Raw genomic sequence first — 24,929 nt, 5'->3', positions numbered from 1 at the left:
ATGTAAGACATATCCGTTCAGTGTCTGGTATGTCTTGTATTCTATCTTGTAGAATACTTAGGCTTTTATGATTTAAATGTATTTTTTAAATAAATATAACTGCCTAGCCATACATCAAAATAAAATACATTTGTTGAGAACATTACAAACAACACATTTATTTAAAGAGTTGGAATGTCGATAGGGTAATAGTAGCTAATATCTCCCAAATAACCACTTTTATTTTATCACAACCAAGGTAATTTTCTTCATAGTGCGTTATGATCCAGACTATAAATCATCTGATGGACTCTACATTGAATACAGGTACTGCTGCTTTTGAAACAAGGCTGACTGATCTTAACCAATCTTTAGACGCTTTTGCACTTTCAGATATCCAACACGGGATCGAACGAGAATGTCTGCGCGTATCCCCTGAAGGTCTTCTTTCCCAAGATACACATCCTATCGAGCTAGGTGCAACACTCACGCATTCCTTAATCACAACAGATTATGCAGAGTCTTTGTTAGAGTTTATTACACCGCCGAGTAATGATATTTCTCTGACTATAAAGCAACTGGATGACATCCATACTTTTACTTTGCAAACGCTAGGTGATGAATATTTATGGCCGTTTTCTATGCCGTGTTTTGTGGGGACAGAAGACGATATTCGTTTGGCCGAATACGGTACGTCAAATATTGGCCAAATGAAACATGTGTATCGGGTTGGGTTAAAACATCGCTATGGAAGTATGATGCAGGTCATCGCAGGTGTACATTTTAACTTTTCTTTACCAGAACAGTTTTGGCAGAGTTGGTGTCGCTCCCAAAATCTAACGTATTCACAAGATACCATTTCCGCCGAATATTTCGCAATGATCCGCAATTATCGTCGCACATGTTGGTTAATTCCTTATTTATTTGGTGCATCACCGGCTATTTGTCAGTCGTTTCTCCAAGATCAACAAAGCACTTTACCGTTTAAAAAATTAGGTAAAGGGACATTGTATTTACCCTATGCTACTTCTTTACGGATGTCTGATTTAGGCTATACGAATGCGGCTCAATCCTCTTTGAATGTTTGCTATAACAATCTTGAAACGTATATTAAAGGCGTCCGAGAGGCGATAGAAACCCCCTCTGATTTGTATCAAGATATTGCCTCTGGTGAGAATGGTGTGTTTGACCAGCTCAATAAAAATATCTTACAAATAGAAAACGAGTTGTATTCACCTATTCGTCCCAAACAAATTGCTAAAAGTGGAGAAAAACCTTCTCAGGCCCTTGCGGAACGTGGTGTTGCTTATATAGAAGTGCGTGCGTTAGACCTTGACCCGTTTTCTAAAATTGGTGTCAATGAACAGCAAATCCGCTTTTTAGATGCTTATCTATTGTATTGTTTGTTACAACCTTCTCCAGAAATGTCTCGTGCTGACTATGACCAAACCGAAGATAACTTGAATCTGACAGTGATCCAAGGGCGTGACCCGGCACTGTTACTGAAAAATGGCTCAGATTGCGTTTTGTTGACTCAGTGGGCGCACGATTTATTCAGTGATATTCAAAAAGTCGCCAAACTGTTAGATAGTGCGAACCAAACTACTGCTTATAGTGAAGCGGTTCTGGCTGAATGGGAAAAAGTGCACAATAGTGACCTAACTCCATCAGGCAAAATGTTAGCTAAAATGCTCGCTGAAAACCTCGACAACAGCTTATACGGGAAGGAAGTCGCGAGACAACATAAAGACGCGTCAAAGAGTCGGGCATATGCAGTATTTAATTCAGACTATTTTATAACGGCGGCAGAAGAATCTATTCGTGCCCAAGCTGAGATTGAAGCGAATGATACATTACCATTCTCGGAATTTTTGGCGAATTATTTTAAGTATTAGCATGGTATTGCAAACTAGCACAATGTGATGCAAAAAAGCGTTATTGTGGTGGTTTTAAAATAGCAGATAAAAAAAACCTGGCGTCTTAGTGAAAAGATAAGCCAGGTAAACATTTTAGGAAAACACATACTACATATTGATAGAGTAGGTAGTTGGTGATTAGTTCAATAAAAAATGATTTTTATAAGATGATTTTTATACGATGATTGTTACTCAATGATTATTGATGAAATGGTTTACCCTAAAAATATTAAAGATAAAATTAGGGCACAGAAAATATTAGGGCAAAAAAAACCTGGCGTCTTAATTAAAAGATAAGCCAGGTAAAGATTATTTCAGGGAAAACACATACTACACAATAATAGAGCAGGATTAATGATTAAAGTTCCCCATACATATAAAAAAATTCAGATTATTTTTCTGACCATCGTCTGTGTCTTATTCCTCGGGGCTTGTACGAGCACGCCGCCGAAAAATCCAGATAATTTATGTGAAATTTTCTTTGAAAAAGACGATTGGTATGACGCTGCTGTGCAGATGCGAGATAGCTGGGGAGTGCCCATTCATGTGCCTATGGCCATCATGTATCAAGAAAGTTCTTTTAAAGCTAAAGCTCTGCCGCCCAAAGATTATATTTTCTTTGGGTTAATTCCATGGGGCAGAGTGTCTTCTGCTTATGGTTTTTCTCAAGCGAAAACACCTACTTGGTCCGATTATATTCGAGAGTCTGGTAACTCTGGTGCTGATAGAGATGATTTTGATGATGCGATTGATTTTATGGGGTGGTTTATTAGTAAATCAGCCAAAATTAATGGTGTATCCAAGTGGGATGCTTATCAACAATACTTAAATTACCATGAGGGATGGGGAGGCTATAAACGCAAAACTTACCTTAAAAAAGGTTGGTTGGTTAAAGTCGCAGCAAAAGTGAAACAGCGTTCCTTAAAATATGCCCAACAACTCAAAACGTGTGAAGATGAACTAGATTCCGGTTGGTTTTTTGGATTTTTCTAAACTAACACAGAAGATTTGTTGATCTACATCAAGACAATTTAGCACAGCGTCTCTATCATTTTTTTTCGTTGATCCAGATCAAATCTGATGCCCTGCTCTAAGGCTATATTTACTGCATAAAGGTTCGATAGTCAGTGTCTTCACTGATTGATGAGCGCAATACAGTAAATTAATACAGTAAATTTTAGAGGTGACTTATGATTGATTTATTATTAACAGATCCAGTGGCATGGGGCAGTGTGCTAGGCATTTTTATTATAGTAGTTATGTGTGCTTACTACGCATATATGTTTATTCATAACAGTGCCGATGAAAGCAAATAAGCGCACTGGCACAAAACTATAGCGCACCCACACAAGACCATAGCGCATAGACATAAACCAGAAAAGCCCATAATCCTCTAGGTCTGGCTTAAAGGTTTTGCGCTAACGTCGTATGAGTTCTTCAGGGATATCCATTAGGACTAAGATAGCGGCACTTCCACCATCCCCCTTGGGAGCCTGACAAAAACCTACGATATCAGGATGTTGGACTAGCCAGTTTGGAATGGCTTGTTTTAGCCTACCAGTACCATGGCCGTGTAAGATTTTCACACAAAGGCAATTTTCACGTTTGGCTGTAAATAGTAAATCGGCAATTTCTCCTTGAGCATCAGCAAGGGTTAAACCATGTAAGTCACATTCAATATCAGGTGGGAAGTTACCTTTGCGCAGATGCTTGATTTGTGAACTTTCTGCTTTATCTCCGCGGTGCCAAAACAAGGGTTCATCTGGATTAAAGTATGCTTGGTACCCATCCGAAAAGGCAAAAGCTGCGGCTTGTTTTTTTTCTTTGTCAGCCAGGCTTGGCGCCAGGACCATTTTTACTTTGTGCGGTTTTGGCGGAATGATTTTATCTTGTTGCAATGGCTTAACGTCACTAAATAAGCCCGCAAAAGATGCGTTCTCATCTGTATTTGTATATTTATCATCTGTTTTTTTCATAGTTTTCCAGAATTAAGCCAAAAAGACATGTAACCAGATAGTGTTTTAGGTATTATAACACCATATTAAAAATAGCCATATAATGACTGCCAAGTAAATGACTACCCTTCTGCCTGAGACGCCTTCCGCGTTGCCTGAAACCTACGACGATAGCTTAGATGCTTTAACCAGTTTATTGGATTGGGTACGCTTTTGTGCTTCGCGTATGAATGAAGCTGACGTGTTTTTTGGTCATGGTACTGATAATGCCTGGGATGAAGCCATTGTCTTGGTGCTGTATTGTGTTGCTTTGCCGCCAGATATGGCCCAAAAAACCTCTGATGCTTTGTTTTCTGCACAGCTCACTCGGGTTGAAAAACAACGTATTTTTGCAATGCTCATGCAGCGTATTATATCCAATGAACCACTGCCATATTTAACCAATCAAGCGTGGTTTGCGGGCTATCCATTTTATGTTGATCATCGGGTATTAATTCCGCGTTCACCATTTGCTGAGCTCATTCATGACCGCTTTGCTGAGTGGTTGACTCAACCGCCACAGCTCATCATGGATTTATGCACAGGAGGCGGCTGTATTGCGATTGCGTTAGCTCATGCTTTTGAGTATGCCCAAGTTGACGCTTTAGATATTAGTGAAGATGCACTAGATGTCGCGCGAATCAATATTGTTGAGCATGGCTTGGAAGAACGTGTCTTTGCTGTCTCATCAGATGTGTTTTCAGGCGTGATTGGGCAACAATACGATCTGATTGTCTCGAATCCACCGTATGTAGATGCCGAAGACATGGGGGATTTACCTCAAGAATTTTTACATGAACCTGCTTTGGCTTTGGCCGCAGGTCATGATGGTCTGGATATTGTCGAAACTATCTTACAACAAGCTCCAGAACACTTAACAGATAATGGTTGGTTATTTGTTGAAGTTGGTAATTCATCTGTACATATGCCACATCGTTTTCCCGGTTTAGATGTTCAGTGGATTGATTTTGAATTAGGTGGTCAAGGCGTGTTTGCCGTAGCAAAACAAACACTGGTTGATTACTGGCAAGCACAAAAGGTGAAATAGGTGTCAGGTAATACATTTGGAAAGATTTTCTCAGTAACAACATTCGGTGAAAGCCATGGCATTGCGATTGGTGGTATCATTGACGGTTGTCCTCCAGGTTTAGCCTTAACCGAAGCCGATCTGCAAATTGATTTAGATCGTCGCAAACCAGGTACCTCGCGTTATACGACAGCCCGTCGTGAAGATGATGAAGTACAAATTTTATCAGGTGTTTTCGATGGTGTGACTACTGGAACCAGTATCGGCTTGCTGATCAAAAACAAAGACCAACGCAGCCAAGATTACTCCAAAATTGCAGACCGTTTCCGCCCAGGCCATGCGGATTATACCTACCAACAAAAATACGGTACACGTGATTACCGTGGGGGAGGTCGAAGCTCCGCTAGAGAAACGGCTGTGCGTGTTGCTGCCGGTGGGGTCGCCAAGAAATATTTAAAACAAGAATTTGGTATTGAAGTGCTAGGTTACTTGTCCCAACTAGGGCCCATCAAAGCTGAAACGATTGATCATAGCGTGACGAATACAAACCCATTCTTCTGTCCTGATCCTGATAAATTAGCAGCATTAGATGAATATATGCGTGATTTGAAAAAATCAGGAGACTCGATTGGGGCTAAGGTTTCTGTGCAAATTACCAATATGCCAGTAGGTCTTGGTGAGCCAGTATTTGATCGTCTAGATGCAGACTTAGCACATGCTATGATGGGGATTAATGCGGTCAAAGGTGTTGAAGTCGGTGACGGTTTCTCGGTGATTGAGCAAAAAGGCAGTGAGCATAGAGATACATTGACGCCGGAAGGCTTTGCTTCAAACCACTCTGGTGGCGTTTTAGGTGGCATTTCTACCGGGCAGGACGTGATAGTGCATATGGCGCTTAAGCCGACTTCAAGTATAACCGTTCCTGGAGAAACGATTACCACTGAGGGTAAAACGACTGATGTTATTACTAAAGGTCGTCATGACCCATGTGTTGGGATCCGTGCTGTACCGATTGCTGAAGCAATGGCTGCTCTAGTTATCATGGATCATTTGTTACGCCATCGTGCTCAAAACGCCAACGTCCAATCCTCGACACCAGTGATCCCTGGTGCCATTTAACGTTTTACCATCAAGTAAAACCAATCTAATATTACTCGGGCTGACCTATTTTTTTTACTACGGTCAGCTGGGTGTGTTAGTCCCCTATATCGGTGTCTTTTTGGATGGTAGAGGTTACTCTTCTGAGCAAATTGGCCAAATCCTTGCCTACATAACGGTTGCCCGTATTATCGGACCTAATATTTGGTCAGTGCTAGCCAATTATTGTAAACCCGGTTTGTTTATCATGCGACTGGGAGCGATCTTAGGCTTTATTTGCACGTTTCTCGCTTACTATTTTTATGGTTTTTGGGCAGTTACCCTAGCATTAGGCCTAATGATGATGTTTTGGACTGCCATCTTGCCACAGCTCGAAGTGGTCGCCATGGATTGTTGTCAAGGTAATGCCCAAGGTTATGCTAACCTCAGAATGTGGGGCAGTATTGGGTTTATTGTGTTAAGTATCATATTGGGGGCTCTACTCGATGTGACTTCAACAGAAGTCATCCTCTATGCGATGACGCTAGTGTTGTTTGCACTATTTGTGATGACCTGTTTGATAACCGCACCAGAACACCCGATTGAGCATACTGACCAATCTGCACACAACAAAGCCCAATGGCAATTAGCCCGCAGTACCCCTTTTGTGCTATTTATCCTCAGTGCACTATTATTACAATTTTCTTTTGGACCGTTTTATACCTTCTTTGCTTTGTATACCGAAGATTTAGGTTATACCGGCACACAAACTGGTTGGCTAATCGCTCTAGCTGTCATAGCTGAAATCGGTATGTTTGTTGTTGCTGGGCGATTGTTACAGCGCTATTCATTAAATAGTATGTTGATTATCAGTATGATGTTGACTGCATTGCGCTGGTATTTACTGGCATACTGGGCAGAATCAGCTGTGTTGGTTGTCATTTCCCAACTCTTACATGCGTTTAGTTTTGGTTTGACACATTGTGCTTCCATAAGCTTTATCCATCGTTATTTTGCCAAATCATTTCAAGCACAAGGGCAAGCCATTTACGTCAGTGTCGCATTTGGTATTGGCGGTGCGGCAGGGAGTTATTTGAGTGGGGTATATTGGGATCAAGGCGCAGGGGCCCAATTTACCTTTAGCTTGTCTATGGGCATTGCTTTACTAGCCGGTGCGATACTGTTATTTGCCAAGCATCCTTTGTTACAAAGCCCAGCAAAATGACTTAGTCTTTTTTAGGATGGAGTTCCGCATATACAGGTGGCGTTTTAGTTTTTTCTGCATGTAACGCCGTTTGAATATCCGGCATCTGCAACATCCCAGATTGCCATGTTGCCATGTAATTGAGACTATCGGCAACGGTGTGGTCACGTGCATAATTTAACATGGCTTTACTGCCTGTGACAGCTACTGGAGAGTTCGCCGCTATTTGTGCAGCAATACGCATTACATCGTCTAACATAGCCTCTTTGTCTGTGTAAATACCATTGATAAAGCCGTGCTGTAATGCTTCTTTAGGGGTGAAGTTTCTGCCGGTATACGTTAATTCTCTAACGAAACCTGGCGACATAAGTTTGGGTAAACGCTGTAGGGTGCCTACATCCGCAGCTAATCCCAATTGCGTTTCTTTGATGGTAAAAAAACTATCTTGCGTTGCATAGCGACAATCACAGGCACAGATCATATCAATAGCTCCGCCAATCACGCCACCATGCACAGCAACTAGAATAGGGATACGGATCTCTTCTAGCGCGGTGAAACTTTCCTGGAGTCCCAACACCATGCGTCTAACTTTCTCGGCTCGACGGGCAGGTTCACCGGTGTAGTGCTTATCTAAATTGTGTAATACTTCTAAATCCAAGCCTGCACTAAAATGCTTACCTTGCGCGGAAATGACAATCACTCTGGCCAAACTATAGTCGTCAATGTGGTGAACAGTCTCTGGCAACTCTTGCCAAAAAGCATGATTCATTGAGTTTAATTCTGCGGGTCGAGATAGCTCGATATGGGCAATTTTTTGGTCGATAGAGACGCTGAGAGTCTCAAGATGAGCAAAAGAATGAGTCGACATGGTAAATCCTATTGTTTAATTAATGAGTCTAATATAAAAACTCAAAGTAAACCAAGCGACACAATGAATATATATTTATTAACTTTATAAATAATTACTTTTCTAAATTTAAAAAACAGTAGACACAGCTGTGTCTACTGTCTAATTTCTTGTAAAACTTTAACATGATCTGCTAACTACATATTACAAACTCTTGTAATACCTTCAGTATAATTATTATAGCCACGATACAGACAAACACATTGCCGAGGGCTAAATACATTAATACCTATAACCTAACGTTGTATGACGACGACTCATAATCTTACGTAAACTCATTAGGGCAACGAGCTAGCGTTTTAACACTCCCATCGGTCTGTTCTTCTTCGATTTTGACATCAAAACCCCACAAGCGATGCAAGTGTTTCAACACCTCATGACGAGATTCTCCCAATGGGATTTTATTGTGTGGGACGTATCTGAGTGTTAAGGAACGATCCCCCCGCATATCCACATTATAAACCTGAATATTGGGCTCCAAGTTACTCAGGTTGTATTGTGCAGATAGTTTTTCCCTGATTTGACGATAACCCATTTCATCGTGGATTGCAGAGACTTCTATATATGTTTTTTGTTCATCATCATGTACAGCAAATAATTTGAAATCCCGCATCACTTTAGGTGATAAAAACTGACTAATAAACGACTCGTCTTTAAAGTTTTGCATGGCAAAATGCACGGTCTCTAACCAATCTTTTCCTGCGATATCTGGCATGTGTTCATAGTCTTCTTCGGTCGGTTCTGTACACATCCGTTTTATATCCATAAACATTGCAAAGCCCAACGCATAAGGGTTAATGCCTGAGTAATAAGGAGAGTTATATTCTGGTTGGCTCACAACAGAAGTATGTGAATGCAAGAATTCCATAATAAAACTATCACTGACTTTGCCTTCATCGTACAAGTGATTCAGAATATGATAATGCCAAAAGCAGGCCCAACCCTCATTCATAACTTGGGTTTGTTTTTGCGGATAAAAATACTGTGATACTTTACGGACGATGCGGACCAGTTCGCGTTGCCATGGCTCCAACAAAGGCGCATTTTTCTCTATAAAATACAAGATGTTTTCTTGTGGCTCAGAAGGAAAGCGCACTTCTTTTACTTTCTTTTCGGTATGTTCTTTGGGCAAGGTACGCCATAGATCATTGATCTGAGACTGCAGATATTCTGCTCTTTGAGTTTGCCGCGCTCGTTCTTCTGCCATGGATATTTTACTGGGGCGTTTATATCTATCTACACCATAATTCATCAAGGCATGACAAGAGTCCAAAACACTTTCCACATCTTCAATGCCGTATTTCTCTTCACAATCAGCAATATACTTTTTGGCAAAGACCAAATAGTCAATGATTGAACTGGCATCAGTCCATGTTTTGAATAAATAATTGCCTTTGAAAAAAGAGTTATGGCCATAACACGCATGAGCCATAACAAGGGCTTGCATAGTAATCGTATTTTCTTCCATCAGATAAGAGATACACGGATCGGAATTAATCACTATTTCGTAAGCAAGGCCCATTTGACCTCGGCGATACCCCTGTTCAGTAGAAATGAATTTTTTGCCAAAGGACCAATGCGTATAGTTTATCGGCATACCAATACTGGCATAGGCATCCATCATTTGTTCAGCAGTAATAATTTCAATTTGATTTGGATAGATATCCAACTTATATAATTTGGCGACGCGATCAATTTCTTTCTCGTATTGACTGAGCAAATCAAAGGTCCAATCTGGTCCGTCTGATAACATCCCTTCAGGTGCTTGTTGTGGGGATGGTTTGGGTGTGACATTGTCTAAAGGCATGTTACCCCTCCGTTTGTTTGGCTTGTTCTTTTTTGAACAACTCACGGAATATCGGGAAGATATCCTGTGGATCTTGGATGTGTTTCATCGCGAAATTGCCATTGCTTTGAGCAACCGATTCGTACTCACGCCATAAGCTTTGATGAGAACGCGTGGTAATTTCGATATAGGCATAATAACGCGTGTATGGCAGCAAGGCTTTACGTAATAATTCACCACAAGTCGGTGAGTCATCTGCCCAATTATCGCCATCAGAAGCTTGGGCTGCGTAAATATTCCACTCCTGCGAGTCATAGCGTTCCTGAACGATTTGGTCCATCAGTTTGAGCGCACTGGACACAATCGTTCCACCGGTTTCTTGGGAGTAGAAAAACTCCTGTTCGTCAACCTCTTTTGCCTGGGTATGATGACGAATATAAACGACATCAACGTCTTTATAATTACGGGTCAAAAAAAGATACAGCAAGATATAAAAACGCTTGGCGACTTCTTTGGTAGCTTGGTCCATCGAACCTGATACGTCCATCAAACAAAACATCACCGCCTTGCTGGTAGGGATAGGGCGTTTATCATAGTTTTTGAACCGCAGGTCAAATGTGTCGATAAAAGGGACGCGCTTAATACGTTGTTGTAATGCTTCAATTTCTAATTCAAGTGCTGCAATTTCAATGGGGTGTTCATGTGTGTCAGCCTTAAAGGCTGCAATCTTTTGTTGCGCCTCTTTAATTGCTCGCTTTTTGCCTGCCGTCAAAGCGATGCGTCTAGCAACAGAGCCTTTGAGTGAGCGGACAATATCTAAGTTGGCTGGGTTACCATCAGTCTGGTAACCAGCGCGATAAGTTTCGTATTGAACGACTTTGTTGTATTGGGTCTTTTTAAGGTTGGGTAATTCAAGATCATCAAACAACAGATCTAGATATTCATCCTTGGAGATTTGAAATGAAAATTCATCTTGTCCTTCGCCTTGGTCTGAAGCATCCCCTTGGCCAGAACCGCCACCACCTTCATTATCTTCAGGACGCTCAATCCGGTCGCCTCGGGTAAATTGGTCATTACCTGGGTGAACCATATCGCGAACGCCTCCTTTACCGGTATGAAATACCGGCTCAGAGACATCTCTTTTGGGGATGGTAATACTTTCTCCACTGTCAACATCGGTTACAGAACGTTGGCCAATAGCATCCGCTACTGAACCTTTGATTTGTTTTTTATAGCGGCGCAGAAAACGCTGTCTATTGACGGTACTTTTCCCTTTGCTATTTAACCTTCGATCAATGAAATGGGCCATAGGCTACGACGCCTTTCTAACACGCAAATACCATTCACAAAGCAATCTGACTTGCTTCGCTGTATATCCTTTACTTACCATGCGATCAACAAAATCGTCATGTTTTTTCTGATCATCCGCTGAGCTTTTGGTATTGAATGAAATCACCGGTAACAGATCTTCTGTGTTAGAGAACATCTTTTTCTCAATGACCGTGCGCAGTTTTTCATAACTGGTCCATGCTGGGTTTTGTCCGTCGTGATTTGCTCGAGCACGCAGCACAAAGTTGACAATTTCGTTTCTAAAGTCTTTCGGATTAGAAATGCCCGCAGGTTTTTCGGTTTTTTCTAGCTCGTTATTTAACGCTTCACGGTCGAATAATTGTCCCGTTTCAGGATCGCGATATTCTTGATCTTGGATCCAAAAATCAGCATAAGTCACGTAGCGGTCAAATAGGTTTTGTCCGTACTCTGAATACGATTCTAAATAAGCGGTTTGAATTTCTTTGCCAATGAATTCTACATATTTAGGAATGAGGTATCCTTTGAGAAACTCCTTATAGCGCTCGGCAATGTCGACAGGGAATTGTTCACGTTCAATTTGTCGTTCTAAGACATAAAATAAATGCACCGGATTTGCTGCAACTTCTGCGTGATCAAAATTAAATACTCGCGATAAAATTTTAAATGCAAAACGGGTAGAAAGCCCATTCATCCCTTCATCAACACCTGCATAGTCGCGATACTCTTGATAAGATTTCGCTTTGGGATCGGTATCTTTGAGGCTTTCTCCGTCATACACACGCATTTTAGAATAAATACTCGAGTTTTCAGGGTCATGAATGCGCGACAACACTGTAAATTGAGCCAATATCTCTAAGGTATCTGGTGCACAAGGTGCACCGTGAAGTTGCGAGTGTTCCAGTAACTTTTTATAGATATTAATTTCTTCGGAAACCCGCAAGCAATAAGGGACTTTGACGATGTAGACACGATCCAAAAAGGCTTCGTTGTTTTTGTTATTACGAAAAGTTTGCCACTCAGATTCATTTGAGTGAGCTAAAATTAATCCGTCAAAGGGCAGGGCTGAAAAGCCTTCTGTGGGATTGTAATTACCTTCTTGAGTTGCTGTGAGGAGAGGATGTAAAACCTTGATGGGGGCTTTGAACATCTCTACAAACTCCATCAAACCTTGGTTGGCCTTGCACAACGAGCCTGAATAACTGTAAGCATCTGGATCATTTTGGGCAAAGTCTTCCAAACGACGAATATCGACTTTACCAACCAGTGCAGAGATATCTTGGTTATTTTCATCACCCGGTTCAGTCTTAGCGATGCCCACTTGGTCTAAAATAGACGGGTATACTCTCACTACTTTGAACTGACTAATATCACCGTTGTATTCATGCAAGCGCTTCCGGGCCCACGGTGACATAATCGTTTTTAAATATCGTTGGGGGATCCCATATTCACTTTCTAGAAGATGACCATCTTCGGCAGCATCGAACAAAGCAAAGGGGTGATCATTTACCGGAGAGTCTTTGATGACATAAATCGGAATTTTCTGCATTAATTCTTTCAGTCTTTCTGCCAAGGATGATTTACCGCCACCCACTGGTCCTAACAAATATAAGACTTGTTTCTTTTCTTCCAAACCTTGTGAAGCATGCCGTAGATAAGACACGATTTGTTCAATCGCTTCTTCCATGCCATAAAATTCTTTAAATGCTGGATAACGAGCAATGACACGATTCGAGAAAATACGACTTAACATTGGGTCCTGAGAGGTATCTACCATCTCTGGTTCACCAATCGCCTGAATCAAACGCTCTGCTGAATTTGCATAGGTGGTTGGATTGGTTTTACAAAGCTCAAGATATTCTTGAATGGTGAGTTCTTCTTGCTTGAATGATTCGTATCGTTGCTGATAATGCTCAAATATTCCCATGACTTCTCCAATAACACATTAGGTATTTTTTATGCTTATACTTTAAGCTTAGACGGCTTTTAAGGTCTCGCTAAAAAAAATTAAAGTCTAAACTTAGGTGTAAACTTTATTTCTACGTTGCTTTGGTCTATCTGTTGGTGCGTATATTTTGTGGCGAAAATTTTCACTAGTACACTATAATGGCTACATCTTGAGTATAAGAATGGTTTAAAAAATAAGCATTTATTTGTTTTATGGCACAAAAAAGCCTGCTATATAAAGCAGGCTTTACAAAGGGTAGAGGCGGAAATCGCCGCAAATTAATTACGCACCGAAGTTCGCTGCTGCAAATTCCCAATTCGCTAATGCCCAGAAACCTTCAAGGTAGTTAGGACGTACGTTACGGTAATCAATGTAATAAGCATGTTCCCACAAATCGACAGTAATTAGTGGTGTTACACCTTCTTCTGTGATTGGTGTGCCTGCATTAGATGTATTAACGATATCTAGGCTACCGTCAGCAGTTTTTACTAACCATGTCCAGCTTGAACCGAAGTTGTTAACTGCTTTGTCATTAAACGCAGCTTTAAACTCTGCAAAAGAACCCCATTTGGCGTTGATTGCATCAGCTACCGCACCAGTAGGCTCACCGCCACCATTTGGGCTCAAGCTGTTCCAGTAGAACGTGTGGTTCCAGATTTGTGCTGCATTGTTAAATACGCCACCTTCAGAAGTCTTAACGATTTCTTCTAATGATTTGTCCGCTAGATCAGTACCTTCGATAAGACCATTTAATTTAGCAACGTAAGTTGCATGGTGCTTACCGTGGTGGAAATCTAACGTTTCTGCAGAAATATGCGGTTCTAGAGCATTTTTTTCATAAGGTAATGCTGGTAATTCAAAAGCCATGTGGTTCTCCATTCGTTGCCATATTGATTAAATTGTCGAAACTCGCTCAATGGCTGGGGCCAGTTTCAATAAATCTAGTGAATAATATAAGGACGTATTGCCTTGATTCAAGTCTTATCGTGTACAATCGTAAACAAAGACACACTAACATATATGTTTTTTTACTAAATAAGTTCATTTTACACTGCGATAAGCTTATTTTTTCATTTATAATGTGTGCAGTTAATTACACAATTTTAGGAAGTCACCATGGAAACTATTGATAAGATCAAAGAACAAATTGCTGAAAATCCGATCCTTTTATACATGAAAGGTTCACCTAAGTTACCTAGCTGTGGTTTTTCTTCACAAGCAACTCAAGCTCTCATGTCGTGCGGTGAGCAATTCGCGTATGTCGATATTTTGCAAAACCCCGATATTCGTGCCGAATTACCGAAATACGCAAATTGGCCAACCTTCCCTCAGTTATGGGTAGATGGCGAATTAGTCGGTGGCTGTGACATCATTTTGGAAATGTTCCAACAAGGTGAATTGCAAGAGTTAATCAAAGAAACAGCAGCAAAATATCCGAGCGATGCAGAATAAATTTCTGGTACTGAACAATCAGCTAGTCTGATTACTAAAGTTACGTTGGTTTATCTAATAGCAACCCAGTATTCACATTGTTCAGTAGCAACGTTTAGACATGAAAAAGGCGACCCCAAGTCGCCTTTTTTTATGCCTGTCAACTATACGAATGAGAGAAGAATAGTTAACCGACGTTTTTAAACAAGGTTTCATCAACGATAACATCATCGATGATATTTCTAGCCATATTGATACATTTACCGCATTGTTCACCTAATGTGAGGTGTTGCTGTAACTCACGGATATTTCCAATACCCTGTTCAGTCACTGCCTCTTTAATCATTTTATCGGTAACACCGTAGCACATGCATACAAACATTAATGGCCTCATAACTCCGCAAATCTTTATGTTAATAATAATAGTTCTCATTTACGATTAATGCAACTTTATTTTTTATTTCATATTGAATAATGTTAGTTAAACCTTATATTGTTAACTAACGTAACAATGTGCTGTTACATAACACAAAACAAAAATTGGAGAACCATAATGAGTGTTTTAGTCGGTCGTCAAGCCCCTGATTTTACAGCTGCTGCCGTTTTAGGTAGTGGTGAGATTGTTGATTCATTTACGCTAAGTGAAGCTATCAAAGGCAAAAAAGCTGTTGTTTTCTTTTATCCATTAGATTTCACATTTGTCTGCCCATCAGAATTGATCGCGTTTGATAAGCGTCTAGCTGAATTCACTAAGCGTGGTGTGGAAGTGATTGGTGTATCTATTGATTCTCAGTTCAGCCACAACGCATGGCGTAACACTGCCATCAACGATGGTGGTATTGGTCAAGTAGGCTACACGTTAGTTGCTGATACTAAGCATGAAATTTGTAAAGCATATGATGTTGAGCATCCAGAAGCGGGTGTTGCGTTCCGTGCATCTTTCTTAATTGATGGTGATTTCGGTGTACGTCACCAAGTGGTTAACGATTTACCATTAGGTCGTAACGTTGATGAGATGTTACGCATGATCGATGCGCTAAACTTCCACGAAGAGCACGGTGAAGTTTGTCCTGCTGGTTGGCAGCAAGGTGATAAAGGTATGAACGCATCTACTGAAGGTGTAGCGGCATACTTATCAGAGAATTCTGACAAATTATAATTTTGTTACAGAAGTAAAGTTTCTAATGATAAAAACCCAGCTATTGCTGGGTTTTTTGTTATTTGTCACCAGGCGTTTCGGTGTTTTCTGAGGCAGATTCACTTTGCTCTGGTTCTGCTAAAGGCCAACCGCCTAATGCGTGATAACGGTTAATCATAAAACAAAATAAGTCAGCGGTTCTTTGTGCATCGTACAACGCGCCATGTGCTTGTTTTTGATCAAAGGGAATGTTCGCGGCTTGGCATGCTTTTACTAATACGGTTTGTCCAAGCGTTAGCGCAGCCATAGTCGTAGTATCAAAGGAAACAAAAGGGTGGAAGGGTGAGCGTTTTTGCTCTGTTCTAGCAAGTGCAGCGTTGATAAAACTCATATCAAACGTCGCGTTATGTGCAACGATGACAGAGCGTTGACAGTCTGCGCTTTTCTGGGCTTTACGGATGTCTTTACACAACCCTTTCAGCGCATCCTTTTCACTGATTGCACCACGTAGTGCACAGTGAATATCAATACCATTAAAATCCAATGCAGCTTGTTCTATATTCGCCCCATTAAACGGTTCGATATGATAATGAAATGATTTATCTGGAGTAATGAGTCCTGTCTTTTCATCCATTTTTACAGTGACAGCTGCCAGTTCTAATAACGCATCAGTACTTGCATTAAAACCAGCGGTTTCAACATCAATAATAACTGGGAAATATCCTCTAAAGCGTTTGTTGATTTCTGCCACTTAAGTCTCTAATTACATCAAAAGCTTAGTATCTCAATTATTTTTCTCATATGCTAGTTTATGTTGCAGGAATAGCTTCACAGGTAATATTTGTTCTTTAATTCAACACATTTTGATAAATATTCATGTTTTTTTTTGCGTGGACGATACAAGCTTTGTTGGAAGAGGATTAATATGTTGAAGTTGTCTATCAAAGCTCACGCACTTTTCATTGCCGTATTTATTACAGGACAAGCAGTGGCTGGTGTGCGTCACTACGTGGCTCCAGTAGAACAATCAACATGGCAATTAGATCCTTCATCAACACCCTTACAATGTGCACTAACTCATAATGTAAGGAATATTGGCGAAGCCCGTTTTGTGAGCAAAGCGAGTAAGTCATTAAACTTGGAGTTTACTCTTGATATGCTAATGCTACCTGATACTTATGCTCAGGCAGCTGTGTATTCAATGCCTCCCAAATGGATGCCGGGAGAGAGTAGCAGATTGTTGTCGCACATGGAATTGCAGCAGCAGTTTGATCCTAGTTTGCATAAAAAGCTGAGTTGGACGCTTTTGACTGAGCTTGAAAAAGGTTTTTGGCCAACATTTACTTACCAAGACTGGTATAACAGTCAAGACATAGTCAAAGTCAGTTTGCATAGTGCTAATTTTAGACCTGCATATCAAGATTTTGTGGGGTGTGTGGCTGAATTACTGCCATTTAGTTTGTCAGATATTGCTTTTACGGTATTGTCCTATGAATACAAAAGCGAAAAGCTCACTCCATATTCACAAAAACGTTTGAATATGATTGCGGATTATTTGCGCTACGATACTGAATTGAGTCTTGTACTCGTCGCGGGTCACAATGAACCGACCGCGGAATTTACCCAAAATGAGACGCTAGCCCAAGCTCGTGCAGAACAAATTCAATCGTTCTTTACTGCACAGGGGATCCCCGCAGGGCGTATCGAAGTATCTGCTTTTGGCGAAAAACGCAATATTGCTCCAGATACGCGGACCTCGACAGGATTAAACCGTCGTGTCGTTATACAAATGAACAAAGCCGTGAACCTCTAACCGCTCACATCTTTCCTATCGTTAATATTTTGTCTGATGAGACTTTTTCCCCATGGGTAAAAAGCGCATAATAGCGATCCAACAAAATGACTTTGACAGATAATCCATAATGTCTAATCAACAACCCATCGTTGGTTAGACGATACCAACGCATGAGACTGATGAATTGAATGCTACGATGAATCCAGCACAACAGTGGTTAAATCTTGATAAAATTCGACCAGCATGTATCGAACTTTATCAGTCACAACTGAGACACAATACCCCTCACTACTTGGTGCTTGATGGGTTATTTGAGCAGCACATGCTCTGTGAGGTTGTACGGGAGTTGCATGCATCGCCTCAGTGGTCTGTACAGCAACACACTTATGCTCAGCTATATGTCGATGCAGAACAGTGGTCTATCGCTGATAAAGCAGAACGCTTTGTGCAACGAGCTGTTTGGCAGCGTCCCCAGAATACTGCAGACATAGAGGCCCACCCAAATACCAACTCAAATGCTGGCCGTCCCAACGAGCGTCGCTCTTATCCTGAACGCTCTGTTTTAGCTGAAGGCTCTGTTTTAGCTGAAGGCTCCATTTTAGCTAAAGATAGTATCGCTGAACAATTCTTGTGTTATTTACGCAGTCCCGAGTTCTTACAGGTCATTTCACGTATTTTTAAGGTGGAACTGACTGATATTCATGTGGCTGAACCCACCTTAAATACGAATTTCTTTCGTTTATCTGCGCATGATTTTATTGGTGTACATGCCGATGATTCGCCGGGTCGAGAAGTCTGTATGCTATTGTATTTGAATCATGATTGGCCTGAAGATGCCGGTGGGGACTTGGTTTTTCAAGGGGGCTCAGAGGGCGCAATCCAGATAGCCCCGGTGTTTAATCGGTGTATCTTGTTTGATCCTGCTTCTGCAGGTTCAGAACACTTGGTCAATCAACTAAACCCCAAATATGCCAACCAATATCGGTACAACGTTACCAGTTGGTACTGGTCATTTTAGCGGCTATTTTAGCGGTCAAGTTAACAGTGAACGTTGTCATAAATTTAGCAATCTGGTCAACGTTTTTTCTTGGCTTGTTGTTTCAATACTTCGTTGATAAAACTTTTACGGCCATACTGGCGCGTAATGATGCATTTGTCTAAGTCAAAACCTCTGGCAGGGCAGTACTCACGCCCATAAAAGATAATCTGCAAGTGTAAATCATTCCAACGCTCTTTGGGAAAGAGACGTTTGCCATCACGTTCAGTTTGTTCCACACTTTTACCGTTGGATAATCCCCAGCGATACATTAATCGATGTATGTGCGTATCAACCGGAAATGCAGGGACATTAAAAGCCTGAGCCATCACTACCGACGCCGTTTTATGGCCCACCCCTGGCATCGCTTCAAGCGCTGCAAAACTCTGTGGTACCTCACCACCATGTTGGTTAATAATCATCTCTGACAGATGCCAAATGCCTTTTGATTTCATGGGCGATAAACCACATGGTTTAATGATTGCTTGGATTTCCTCTATGCTCATTTTGACCATATCATAAGGATTATCCGCTTTGGCAAAGAGTTTAGGTGTGATTTGGTTGACTCTTTCGTCAGTGCATTGTGCCGATAGTAAAACGGCAACTAACAGAGTATAAGGGTCAGTATGGTCTAACGGAATAGGGACTTCAGGATATAAATCATCCAAGATGTCGATAATCGCCTGTACCTTTTCTTTTTTGGTGATGGGTGAACTCATACTGATGACCTTCTCATTCCTAAGCGTGGGTGTAGTAGGGTTAATAGGTTAACCTAACTTTCTTCTAAAGTGACACGTGCACGTTCAACGACCTTTTCAGGTTGCGGGGCAAATGTCTGTTCTAACTTAGGGTGCAGGAGGTTTTTCAACGCGATGATCAAACCCATACCAATAAATGCACCAGGCGGTAAGATGGCAAGCAGAAAGGCTTGTTCAAATTCAAATACTTGGACTTCCAAGACACTCGCCCAATCACCAAGCAAGAGATGCGCACCTGATAAAAATGTACCATTACCCAGTAATTCCCGCATACCCCCTAATAACACCAGGACCAGTCCAAAGCCAAGTCCCATAATAAAACCATCATAGGCTGAGGCTTTAACTGGATTTTTTGACGCAAAGGCTTCCGCTCTTCCGATAATGGCACAGTTCGTGACGATGAGCGGGATAAAGATACCTAATGTGAGATATAACTCATAGGTAAACGCATTCATCAGCAGTTGCACCACTGTGACAAAAGCAGCAATAACCATGACAAAAATAGGGATACGGATTTCATTTGGCACTAACTCTCGAACTAGCGAGACAGTGATATTTGACCCCATTAAAACAATTAAGGTCGCTAGACCAAGCCCCAACCCGTTAATGGCTGTAGTGGTGACGGCTAGTAAGGGGCATAAACCCAACAATTGGACGAGGGCAGGGTTATTGTTCCACAATCCTTGCCATGTTAACTCTTTATATTGAGGTTGCATTAGATTGTCTCCTGGGCACAAACATTGTCGGCTGCAAGCAGATAATCTGCATTGTTTTGTGCATACATAGCGGTTTGGTGGATGGCTTGCACTAATGCTCTAGGCGTAATCGTCGCTCCGGTAAACGCATCGAATTGTCCACCTTCTTTGGTCACCGTCCATGTTTTGGCATTTTCTGCTGTTGCGCTGGTATTCGTAAAACCCAAGATCCAATCACTGATCCGCAAATCTATTTTGTCACCTAACCCCGGCGTTTCTTGATGTTCTAGCACTCGTACACCAGTGATTGTCGAAAAATCACTAGCGAGTCCCACTAAGAAACGAATATCACCGCTGTAGCCGTTAGGTGCCACAGATTGAATGGCGATCCCAGTGAGCGCTCCAGAGTCGCTGTAACCTCTGTATGCTTTTAAGTCTGTTTTATTACCCAATGCAGCAACATCTGGCAAAACAATACAGTTGTGTTGTATATCATTCACAATTTGCGTTTGGTCAACCACATCAAAAATAACGGCGAGTAATTTAGCTTGTTTTTGTTCCGCGATCGTCTCTTTTGTTAGTGTAAACGTAAGCGCTATTGCTAACGTTGTCACTACCGCAAATATCGCAAGTATACCGGCATTCCGCCGGCTGTTTAAAAGGGGATTCAAACCTTTCTGTTCAGTCATTTTTGGACATGTCCATAGGTGCGAGGTTGTGTGTAATAATCGATTAATGGCACAGCAATATTCATTATTATGACAGCAAAAGCGATCGCATCTGGGTAGCCACCAAAGGTCCGAATAATGACAGTCCAAAAACCAATCAGTGCACCAAAGATAATTCTACCTTGGTTAGTTGTGGAACCCGATACAGGATCGGTAACAATAAAAAATGCGCCAAACATCACTGCTCCAGAGAGCAGGTGAAATAATACACCTCCTGAAGCATCTGGTAGTAGCATATTTAAAAACAACGCGGTGAGCGCCACACCAGCAAGAGTACTGACTGGCATTTGCCAGTTAATGACTTTGGTCCACAGCAACCACAAACCACCTAATAAATAAGCCAAAGCTACCCAAGTCCAGCCTTTGCCTAGGCCCCAGTTTGAGCCACCAAAAATCGAAGCGTTCAGTGTTTCAGAGTATGTTTGACCGGCGATTAATCCAGATCGGACGGCATCTAAAGGCGTTGCTTGGGAGGTACCATCAGCAATCTCTCGCAGCTGATTTACATCATAGCCAGCAAGGTTGTAACCGGTAAAAATGACGCTAATTGCATCACTGAAACCATATGGATGTAAAGCCAAACTTTGTACGGGCAGCCACATCGTCATTGCCATGGGGAAGGAGATCAGAAGCATAACGTATCCGGTCATGGCAGGATTAAACATATTAAAACCCAAGCCGCCGTAGAGTTGCTTGACGATAGCAATAGAAAAAAAGCTACCAATAACCACTAACCACCATGGTGCAAGTGGTGGTAAGCAGATACCCAGTAACACACCCGTCAACACTGCAGAGTAATCGTTAATGACAGCGCTGATTGTTTTTCCACGTAACGAGACAATCAATGCTTCCGTTAACACTGCCGTCAACACCGCGAGCAATATCTGGATCAGCGTCCCCAAACCAAAAAAGTAGGTTTGGGCGATGATCCCTGGAATGCAGCCCAGGCAGACCATTTGCATGACCTGTTTGGTATCTCTGCGGACGTGGTTATGTGGTGAACTAGATAGTGAAAATTGCATTAATTTGCATCGTCCTGCTGGTTGTCTTGAGCAGCTTTAGCTGCCGCTGCTCGTTTTGCTTTCGCACGTGCTAGGGCTGCGGCAATTTTATCTTTTGCGTCATTGCCTTTATTTTCCATGGCAGCTTTGCGCGCTTCAGCCGCTTTTCTATGTTTTTCTTCACGGGCTTTTTTATCAGCCAGTAGACGAGCTTGTCGAGCTTCAAAACGTTCTTTCGCCTTGTCTGACTTGGCCTTGTCATCTGCCTCTTGCCTGATGGCCGCTTTAGTCTGACGATAATACTGGACTAAAGGAATTTCTGACGGACAGACATAAGCACAAGCACCACATTCGATACAATCATGGATATGATAATCTTGAGCTTTGTCGAGTTCTTTAGCTTTGCTATACCAGTAAAGTTGCTGTGGTAGAAGTCCTGCAGGACAAGCATCTGCACAGACACCACAACGGATACAGGGCTTTTCGTCATCAATATCAGGTAATTCATCCTGCGCGGGTACCAATAAACAATTCGTAATTTTCACTACCGGAACGGTGTCATTGAGGACCGTAAAGCCCATCATGGGTCCGCCCATGATCACTTTTTGACGTTTTTGTTGGTCAGGCTTATAACCTGCATGCTCTAATAAATGTGCGATGGGAGTACCGAGTAGCGCCCACACATTTTGTGGTTTTGTTAACGCTTGGCCGGTCAATGTAACGACTCTTTGCGTTAATGCTTTACCATATAAAACGGCGTCAGCAATCGCAAAACAGGTGCCTACATTATACATGAGAATACCCAAATCTATGGGTAAGCCGCCATTGGGAACTTCACAGCCGGTCAAAACTTGAATCAGTTGTTTTTCGCCACCTGCTGGGTATTTGGTGGGGACACTCGCCATCAACATGCGCTCATCATCACCACATGCTTCAGCTAAGGCTTTGTAAGCTTCGGGTTTATTGTCCTCCACTGCCACAATGACCCTTTTGGCTTGGGTGATATGACACAAAATATCGATCCCTTGCTTAATTTGTAAGGCATGTTCGCGCATGATGCGATCATCAGAGCTGATGTAAGGTTCACACTCAATCCCGTTGATAATGATACATTCAACCGATTTTTGAGTATTGGTTTTGATGTAAGTTGGGAAGCCTGCACCACCTAAACCACTGATCCCAGCATCACTAATGCGTTCTAATAACACCATGGCTGACGCTGTTTTGTAATCTTCAATTACGGGGAGCAAGTCCCAAGTATCTTTGCCATCAGGTGTTAACACAATCGTCGTTTCGGGCAGCCCGGAAGCATGGGCACTAGGGTGCTCCATAATATCTGTGATCGTACCTGAGGTACTGGCGTGTACAGGTACTGAAAATGGATGGCTACTGAAGGTCAACGCTTGCCCTTTTTTGACCTGATCACCGATGCTAACACTGATGGTGCCAACCACACCTGAGTGTTGTTTGATTGGAATATACAACACGTCCGGTAGATTTGGGGTGGCTATAGGTGTTGTATTTGACAGTGCCTTGGCCTGGGGGGGATGAACTCCTCCAGGAAAATCCGTCATTTGCCCTTTGTTTAATTGAGCAAAAACACTGTCCCAATCAGGAACTAGGTGAGAATTAGGTGCAGAGACTCCCATTAAGTTAACTCCTTAATGTTGATATCACCGACTGTACCACCGGCATTTTTGCCTAATTTCCACTGCCAATTGGTAGGGGTTTCTTTGACCGGGATCATATCAATACAATCAACAGGGCAAGGTGCAACACATAAATCACAACCCGTACATTCATCAATAATCACTGTATGCATTTGTTTCGAAGCACCAATAATCGCATCAACCGGACACGCTTGAATACATTTGGTACAGCCAATACATTCTGCCTCTCTAATATAGGCGACTTTTTTGACATCTTCAGTACCATGAGCACCATCTAATGGTTTTGCTTCAACGCCCATCAAATCGGCAAGATGTCTAATCGTTGCTTCTCCGCCAGGAGGGCATTTATTAATTTCATCCCCATTAGCAATTGCCTCGGCATATGGCTTGCATCCAGGGTAGCCACATTGACCACATTGGGTTTGTGGTAAAATAGCATCGATTTGTTCAACCAGCGGATCCGCTTCTACTTTAAAGCGAATCGCCGAATAGCCAAGGATAGCACCAAAAATCAGAGCCAGGATTCCGAGTGTAATGAGCGCTGCAATCATGAGAACTTCACCAAACCAGTAAAGCCCATAAACGCTAAGGACATTAAGCCCGCTGTGACCATACCTATTGCCGCACCTTTAAAAGGGGAGGGGACATCTGCCGCAACGAGTCTTTCACGCATCGCGGCAAATAAAATGAGCACCAGAGAAAATCCAACCGCAGCACCAAAACCATAAACGATGGATTCGAACAAAGAGTGTTGCTCTTTGATATTTAATAACGCGACACCCAGTACTGCACAGTTAGTGGTAATGAGCGGTAAAAAAATACCAAGTAAGCGATACAGTGAAGGGCTGGTTTTTTGTACAACCATCTCGGTAAATTGGACAACAACGGCGATGACCAAAATAAAACTAATCGTACGAAGGTATTGGATTTCAAGTGGGATCAGTAAATAGTACTCGATGAGATAACTACACAAGGAAGCTAATGTCAGTACGAATGTCGTCGCCATGGACATCCCGATAGCCGTTTCTAGCTTACCCGATACGCCCATGAACGGACACAATCCTAAAAACTGTACAAGCACGAAGTTGTTCACTAACACAGTGCTAATAAGTAATAAGATGAATTCTGTCATGAGTGTGCTGTGACCCGTTAATTAAGTAGCGTTATTATCTTATTAAACAAAGGAATGCACAATGCTTGAGGGCAAAAACTCTGCAAAAGTGTGCACATTTAAATACTTTGCCATGAGGTGTTTGGATCCTTGCTGCAAAAATTTCAAGGAATTAGCATTTTTGGGATGAACGAAAATCAGAACAGAGGACTTCTGCAATGATATATTTAATAAAAGTTTCATCATTGAGTTGCCATTTTTCTATTATAAATACATGTATAAAGAAACAGACTAATGAACTTGTATGGTGCTAACGTGGGTGAAGTATGAGATTTAATGAAGAATAGATATGAGCCAAGGATGTTATGGCTCCCCCTCCCCGATTCGAACGGGGGACCTGCGGATTAACAGTCCGTCGCT

The 24,929-nt window shown here is 41.8% G+C and carries 25 protein-coding genes; 10 read left to right on the top strand and 15 right to left on the bottom strand.

The genetic code is table 11. The features are described 5' to 3' along the window. Nucleotides 1–260: 260 nt before the first annotated feature. The 3 genes from gshA to NLF92_RS11020 all read left to right on the top strand — a co-directional run bounded on the left by gshA (nt 261) and on the right by NLF92_RS11020 (nt 3,211). Complete coding sequence (gene gshA / locus NLF92_RS11030) at nt 261–1,874, top strand: glutamate--cysteine ligase (RefSeq protein WP_254101857.1); 1,614 nt, start codon at nt 261–263, stop codon at nt 1,872–1,874. A gap of 375 nt (nt 1,875–2,249) precedes the next feature. Continuing rightward, nucleotides 2,250–2,888 (top strand): transglycosylase SLT domain-containing protein, encoded by a 639-nt coding sequence (locus tag NLF92_RS11025; RefSeq protein WP_254101855.1) that lies wholly within the window; start codon nt 2,250–2,252, stop codon nt 2,886–2,888. A 197-nt stretch (nt 2,889–3,085) separates the two neighbouring features. After that, nucleotides 3,086–3,211: a DUF3149 domain-containing protein gene (locus NLF92_RS11020; RefSeq protein WP_254101853.1), complete on the top strand. Its 126-nt coding sequence runs from the start codon at nt 3,086–3,088 to the stop codon at nt 3,209–3,211. Between the two features lie 102 nt (nt 3,212–3,313). Here the strand turns inward: NLF92_RS11020 and smrB are convergent, their stop codons facing one another. Then, nucleotides 3,314–3,871: an endonuclease SmrB gene (gene smrB, locus NLF92_RS11015; RefSeq protein ID WP_254101851.1), complete on the bottom strand. Its 558-nt coding sequence runs from the start codon at nt 3,869–3,871 to the stop codon at nt 3,314–3,316. 97 nt (nt 3,872–3,968) lie between these two features. Between smrB and prmB the strand changes: the two genes are divergently transcribed. From prmB to NLF92_RS11000, 3 genes are read left to right on the top strand one after another with little or no spacing between them, the layout of a single operon-like run. Continuing rightward, nucleotides 3,969–4,937: a 50S ribosomal protein L3 N(5)-glutamine methyltransferase gene (gene prmB / locus NLF92_RS11010; RefSeq protein WP_254101849.1), complete on the top strand. Its 969-nt coding sequence runs from the start codon at nt 3,969–3,971 to the stop codon at nt 4,935–4,937. Further along, entirely contained in the window at nt 4,938–6,035 is a 1,098-nt protein-coding gene (gene aroC, locus NLF92_RS11005; protein ID WP_254101845.1) for a chorismate synthase, read from the top strand. Next, complete coding sequence (locus tag NLF92_RS11000) at nt 6,025–7,218, top strand: MFS transporter (protein ID WP_254101843.1); 1,194 nt, start codon at nt 6,025–6,027, stop codon at nt 7,216–7,218. The genes aroC and NLF92_RS11000 overlap by 11 nt, the downstream gene beginning before the upstream one ends. A gap of 1 nt (nt 7,219) precedes the next feature. On the opposite strand, the gene NLF92_RS10995 is transcribed toward NLF92_RS11000, so the two are convergent. The 5 genes from NLF92_RS10995 to NLF92_RS10975 all read right to left on the bottom strand — a co-directional run bounded on the left by NLF92_RS10995 (nt 7,220) and on the right by NLF92_RS10975 (nt 14,013). Then, nucleotides 7,220–8,065 carry a crotonase/enoyl-CoA hydratase family protein gene (locus tag NLF92_RS10995; protein ID WP_254101836.1) on the bottom strand — a complete coding sequence of 282 codons (846 nt, stop codon included), beginning with the start codon at nt 8,063–8,065 and terminating at the stop codon, nt 7,220–7,222. 304 nt (nt 8,066–8,369) lie between these two features. Further along, nucleotides 8,370–9,911 carry a SpoVR family protein gene (locus NLF92_RS10990; protein WP_254101834.1) on the bottom strand — a complete coding sequence of 514 codons (1,542 nt, stop codon included), beginning with the start codon at nt 9,909–9,911 and terminating at the stop codon, nt 8,370–8,372. A gap of 1 nt (nt 9,912) precedes the next feature. Continuing rightward, on the bottom strand, nt 9,913–11,199 hold the full coding sequence (locus NLF92_RS10985; protein ID WP_254101832.1) for a YeaH/YhbH family protein: 1,287 nt from the start codon (nt 11,197–11,199) through the stop codon (nt 9,913–9,915). A gap of 3 nt (nt 11,200–11,202) precedes the next feature. Then, nucleotides 11,203–13,125 carry a PrkA family serine protein kinase gene (locus NLF92_RS10980; RefSeq protein WP_254101830.1) on the bottom strand — a complete coding sequence of 641 codons (1,923 nt, stop codon included), beginning with the start codon at nt 13,123–13,125 and terminating at the stop codon, nt 11,203–11,205. Between the two features lie 303 nt (nt 13,126–13,428). Then, nucleotides 13,429–14,013 (bottom strand): Fe-Mn family superoxide dismutase, encoded by a 585-nt coding sequence (locus tag NLF92_RS10975; RefSeq protein WP_254101829.1) that lies wholly within the window; start codon nt 14,011–14,013, stop codon nt 13,429–13,431. A gap of 249 nt (nt 14,014–14,262) precedes the next feature. On the opposite strand from NLF92_RS10975, the gene NLF92_RS10970 reads away from it, so the two are divergent. Next, nucleotides 14,263–14,598 carry a Grx4 family monothiol glutaredoxin gene (locus NLF92_RS10970; RefSeq protein WP_254101827.1) on the top strand — a complete coding sequence of 112 codons (336 nt, stop codon included), beginning with the start codon at nt 14,263–14,265 and terminating at the stop codon, nt 14,596–14,598. 166 nt (nt 14,599–14,764) lie between these two features. Here the strand turns inward: NLF92_RS10970 and NLF92_RS10965 are convergent, their stop codons facing one another. Then, nucleotides 14,765–14,959 carry a (2Fe-2S)-binding protein gene (locus tag NLF92_RS10965; protein WP_254101825.1) on the bottom strand — a complete coding sequence of 65 codons (195 nt, stop codon included), beginning with the start codon at nt 14,957–14,959 and terminating at the stop codon, nt 14,765–14,767. Nucleotides 14,960–15,130: 171 nt separating this feature from the next. Between NLF92_RS10965 and NLF92_RS10960 the strand changes: the two genes are divergently transcribed. After that, entirely contained in the window at nt 15,131–15,736 is a 606-nt protein-coding gene (locus NLF92_RS10960) for a peroxiredoxin (RefSeq protein WP_254101823.1), read from the top strand. A gap of 58 nt (nt 15,737–15,794) precedes the next feature. Here the strand turns inward: NLF92_RS10960 and rnt are convergent, their stop codons facing one another. Further along, a complete protein-coding gene (gene rnt / locus NLF92_RS10955) occupies nt 15,795–16,466 on the bottom strand; it encodes a ribonuclease T (protein ID WP_254101821.1) in 672 nt (223 codons plus the stop codon). A gap of 174 nt (nt 16,467–16,640) precedes the next feature. On the opposite strand from rnt, the gene NLF92_RS10950 reads away from it, so the two are divergent. Both NLF92_RS10950 and NLF92_RS10945 read left to right on the top strand, forming a co-directional pair. Next, on the top strand, nt 16,641–17,528 hold the full coding sequence (locus NLF92_RS10950; RefSeq protein ID WP_254101819.1) for a flagellar protein MotY: 888 nt from the start codon (nt 16,641–16,643) through the stop codon (nt 17,526–17,528). 178 nt (nt 17,529–17,706) lie between these two features. Continuing rightward, nucleotides 17,707–18,528, top strand: a complete 822-nt coding sequence (locus NLF92_RS10945; protein ID WP_254101818.1) for a 2OG-Fe(II) oxygenase — start codon at nt 17,707–17,709, stop codon at nt 18,526–18,528. A 56-nt stretch (nt 18,529–18,584) separates the two neighbouring features. Here NLF92_RS10945 and nth read toward each other — a convergent pair whose 3' ends face one another. Genes nth through rsxA form a run of 7 tightly spaced genes read right to left on the bottom strand, consistent with a single transcriptional unit; the run spans nt 18,585 to nt 24,530 of the window. Next, nucleotides 18,585–19,265, bottom strand: a complete 681-nt coding sequence (gene nth, locus NLF92_RS10940) for an endonuclease III (RefSeq protein ID WP_254101816.1) — start codon at nt 19,263–19,265, stop codon at nt 18,585–18,587. Between the two features lie 53 nt (nt 19,266–19,318). Next, nucleotides 19,319–20,020, bottom strand: coding sequence for an electron transport complex subunit E (locus NLF92_RS10935; protein ID WP_254101814.1), 702 nt, complete (start codon nt 20,018–20,020; stop codon nt 19,319–19,321). Beyond that, nucleotides 20,020–20,688: an electron transport complex subunit RsxG gene (rsxG, locus tag NLF92_RS10930; RefSeq protein WP_254101812.1), complete on the bottom strand. Its 669-nt coding sequence runs from the start codon at nt 20,686–20,688 to the stop codon at nt 20,020–20,022. The genes NLF92_RS10935 and rsxG overlap by 1 nt, the downstream gene beginning before the upstream one ends. Next, nucleotides 20,685–21,749, bottom strand: a complete 1,065-nt coding sequence (gene rsxD / locus NLF92_RS10925) for an electron transport complex subunit RsxD (RefSeq protein WP_254101810.1) — start codon at nt 21,747–21,749, stop codon at nt 20,685–20,687. Before rsxD ends, rsxG begins: the two co-directional genes overlap by 4 nt. After that, nucleotides 21,749–23,377, bottom strand: a complete 1,629-nt coding sequence (rsxC, locus tag NLF92_RS10920) for an electron transport complex subunit RsxC (RefSeq protein ID WP_254101808.1) — start codon at nt 23,375–23,377, stop codon at nt 21,749–21,751. Before rsxC ends, rsxD begins: the two co-directional genes overlap by 1 nt. After that, nucleotides 23,377–23,949, bottom strand: a complete 573-nt coding sequence (rsxB, locus tag NLF92_RS10915) for an electron transport complex subunit RsxB (RefSeq protein WP_254101806.1) — start codon at nt 23,947–23,949, stop codon at nt 23,377–23,379. The genes rsxC and rsxB overlap by 1 nt, the downstream gene beginning before the upstream one ends. Then, on the bottom strand, nt 23,946–24,530 hold the full coding sequence (rsxA, locus tag NLF92_RS10910; protein WP_254101805.1) for an electron transport complex subunit RsxA: 585 nt from the start codon (nt 24,528–24,530) through the stop codon (nt 23,946–23,948). The genes rsxB and rsxA overlap by 4 nt, the downstream gene beginning before the upstream one ends. Nucleotides 24,531–24,929 lie beyond the last annotated feature (399 nt).

The organism is Opacimonas viscosa (assembly GCF_024199005.1).
Taxonomy (GTDB): domain Bacteria; phylum Pseudomonadota; class Gammaproteobacteria; order Enterobacterales; family Alteromonadaceae; genus Opacimonas; species Opacimonas viscosa.
Note: the sequence above shows the minus strand (reverse complement) of the source record. Positions and strands in the feature narration are given on the sequence as shown.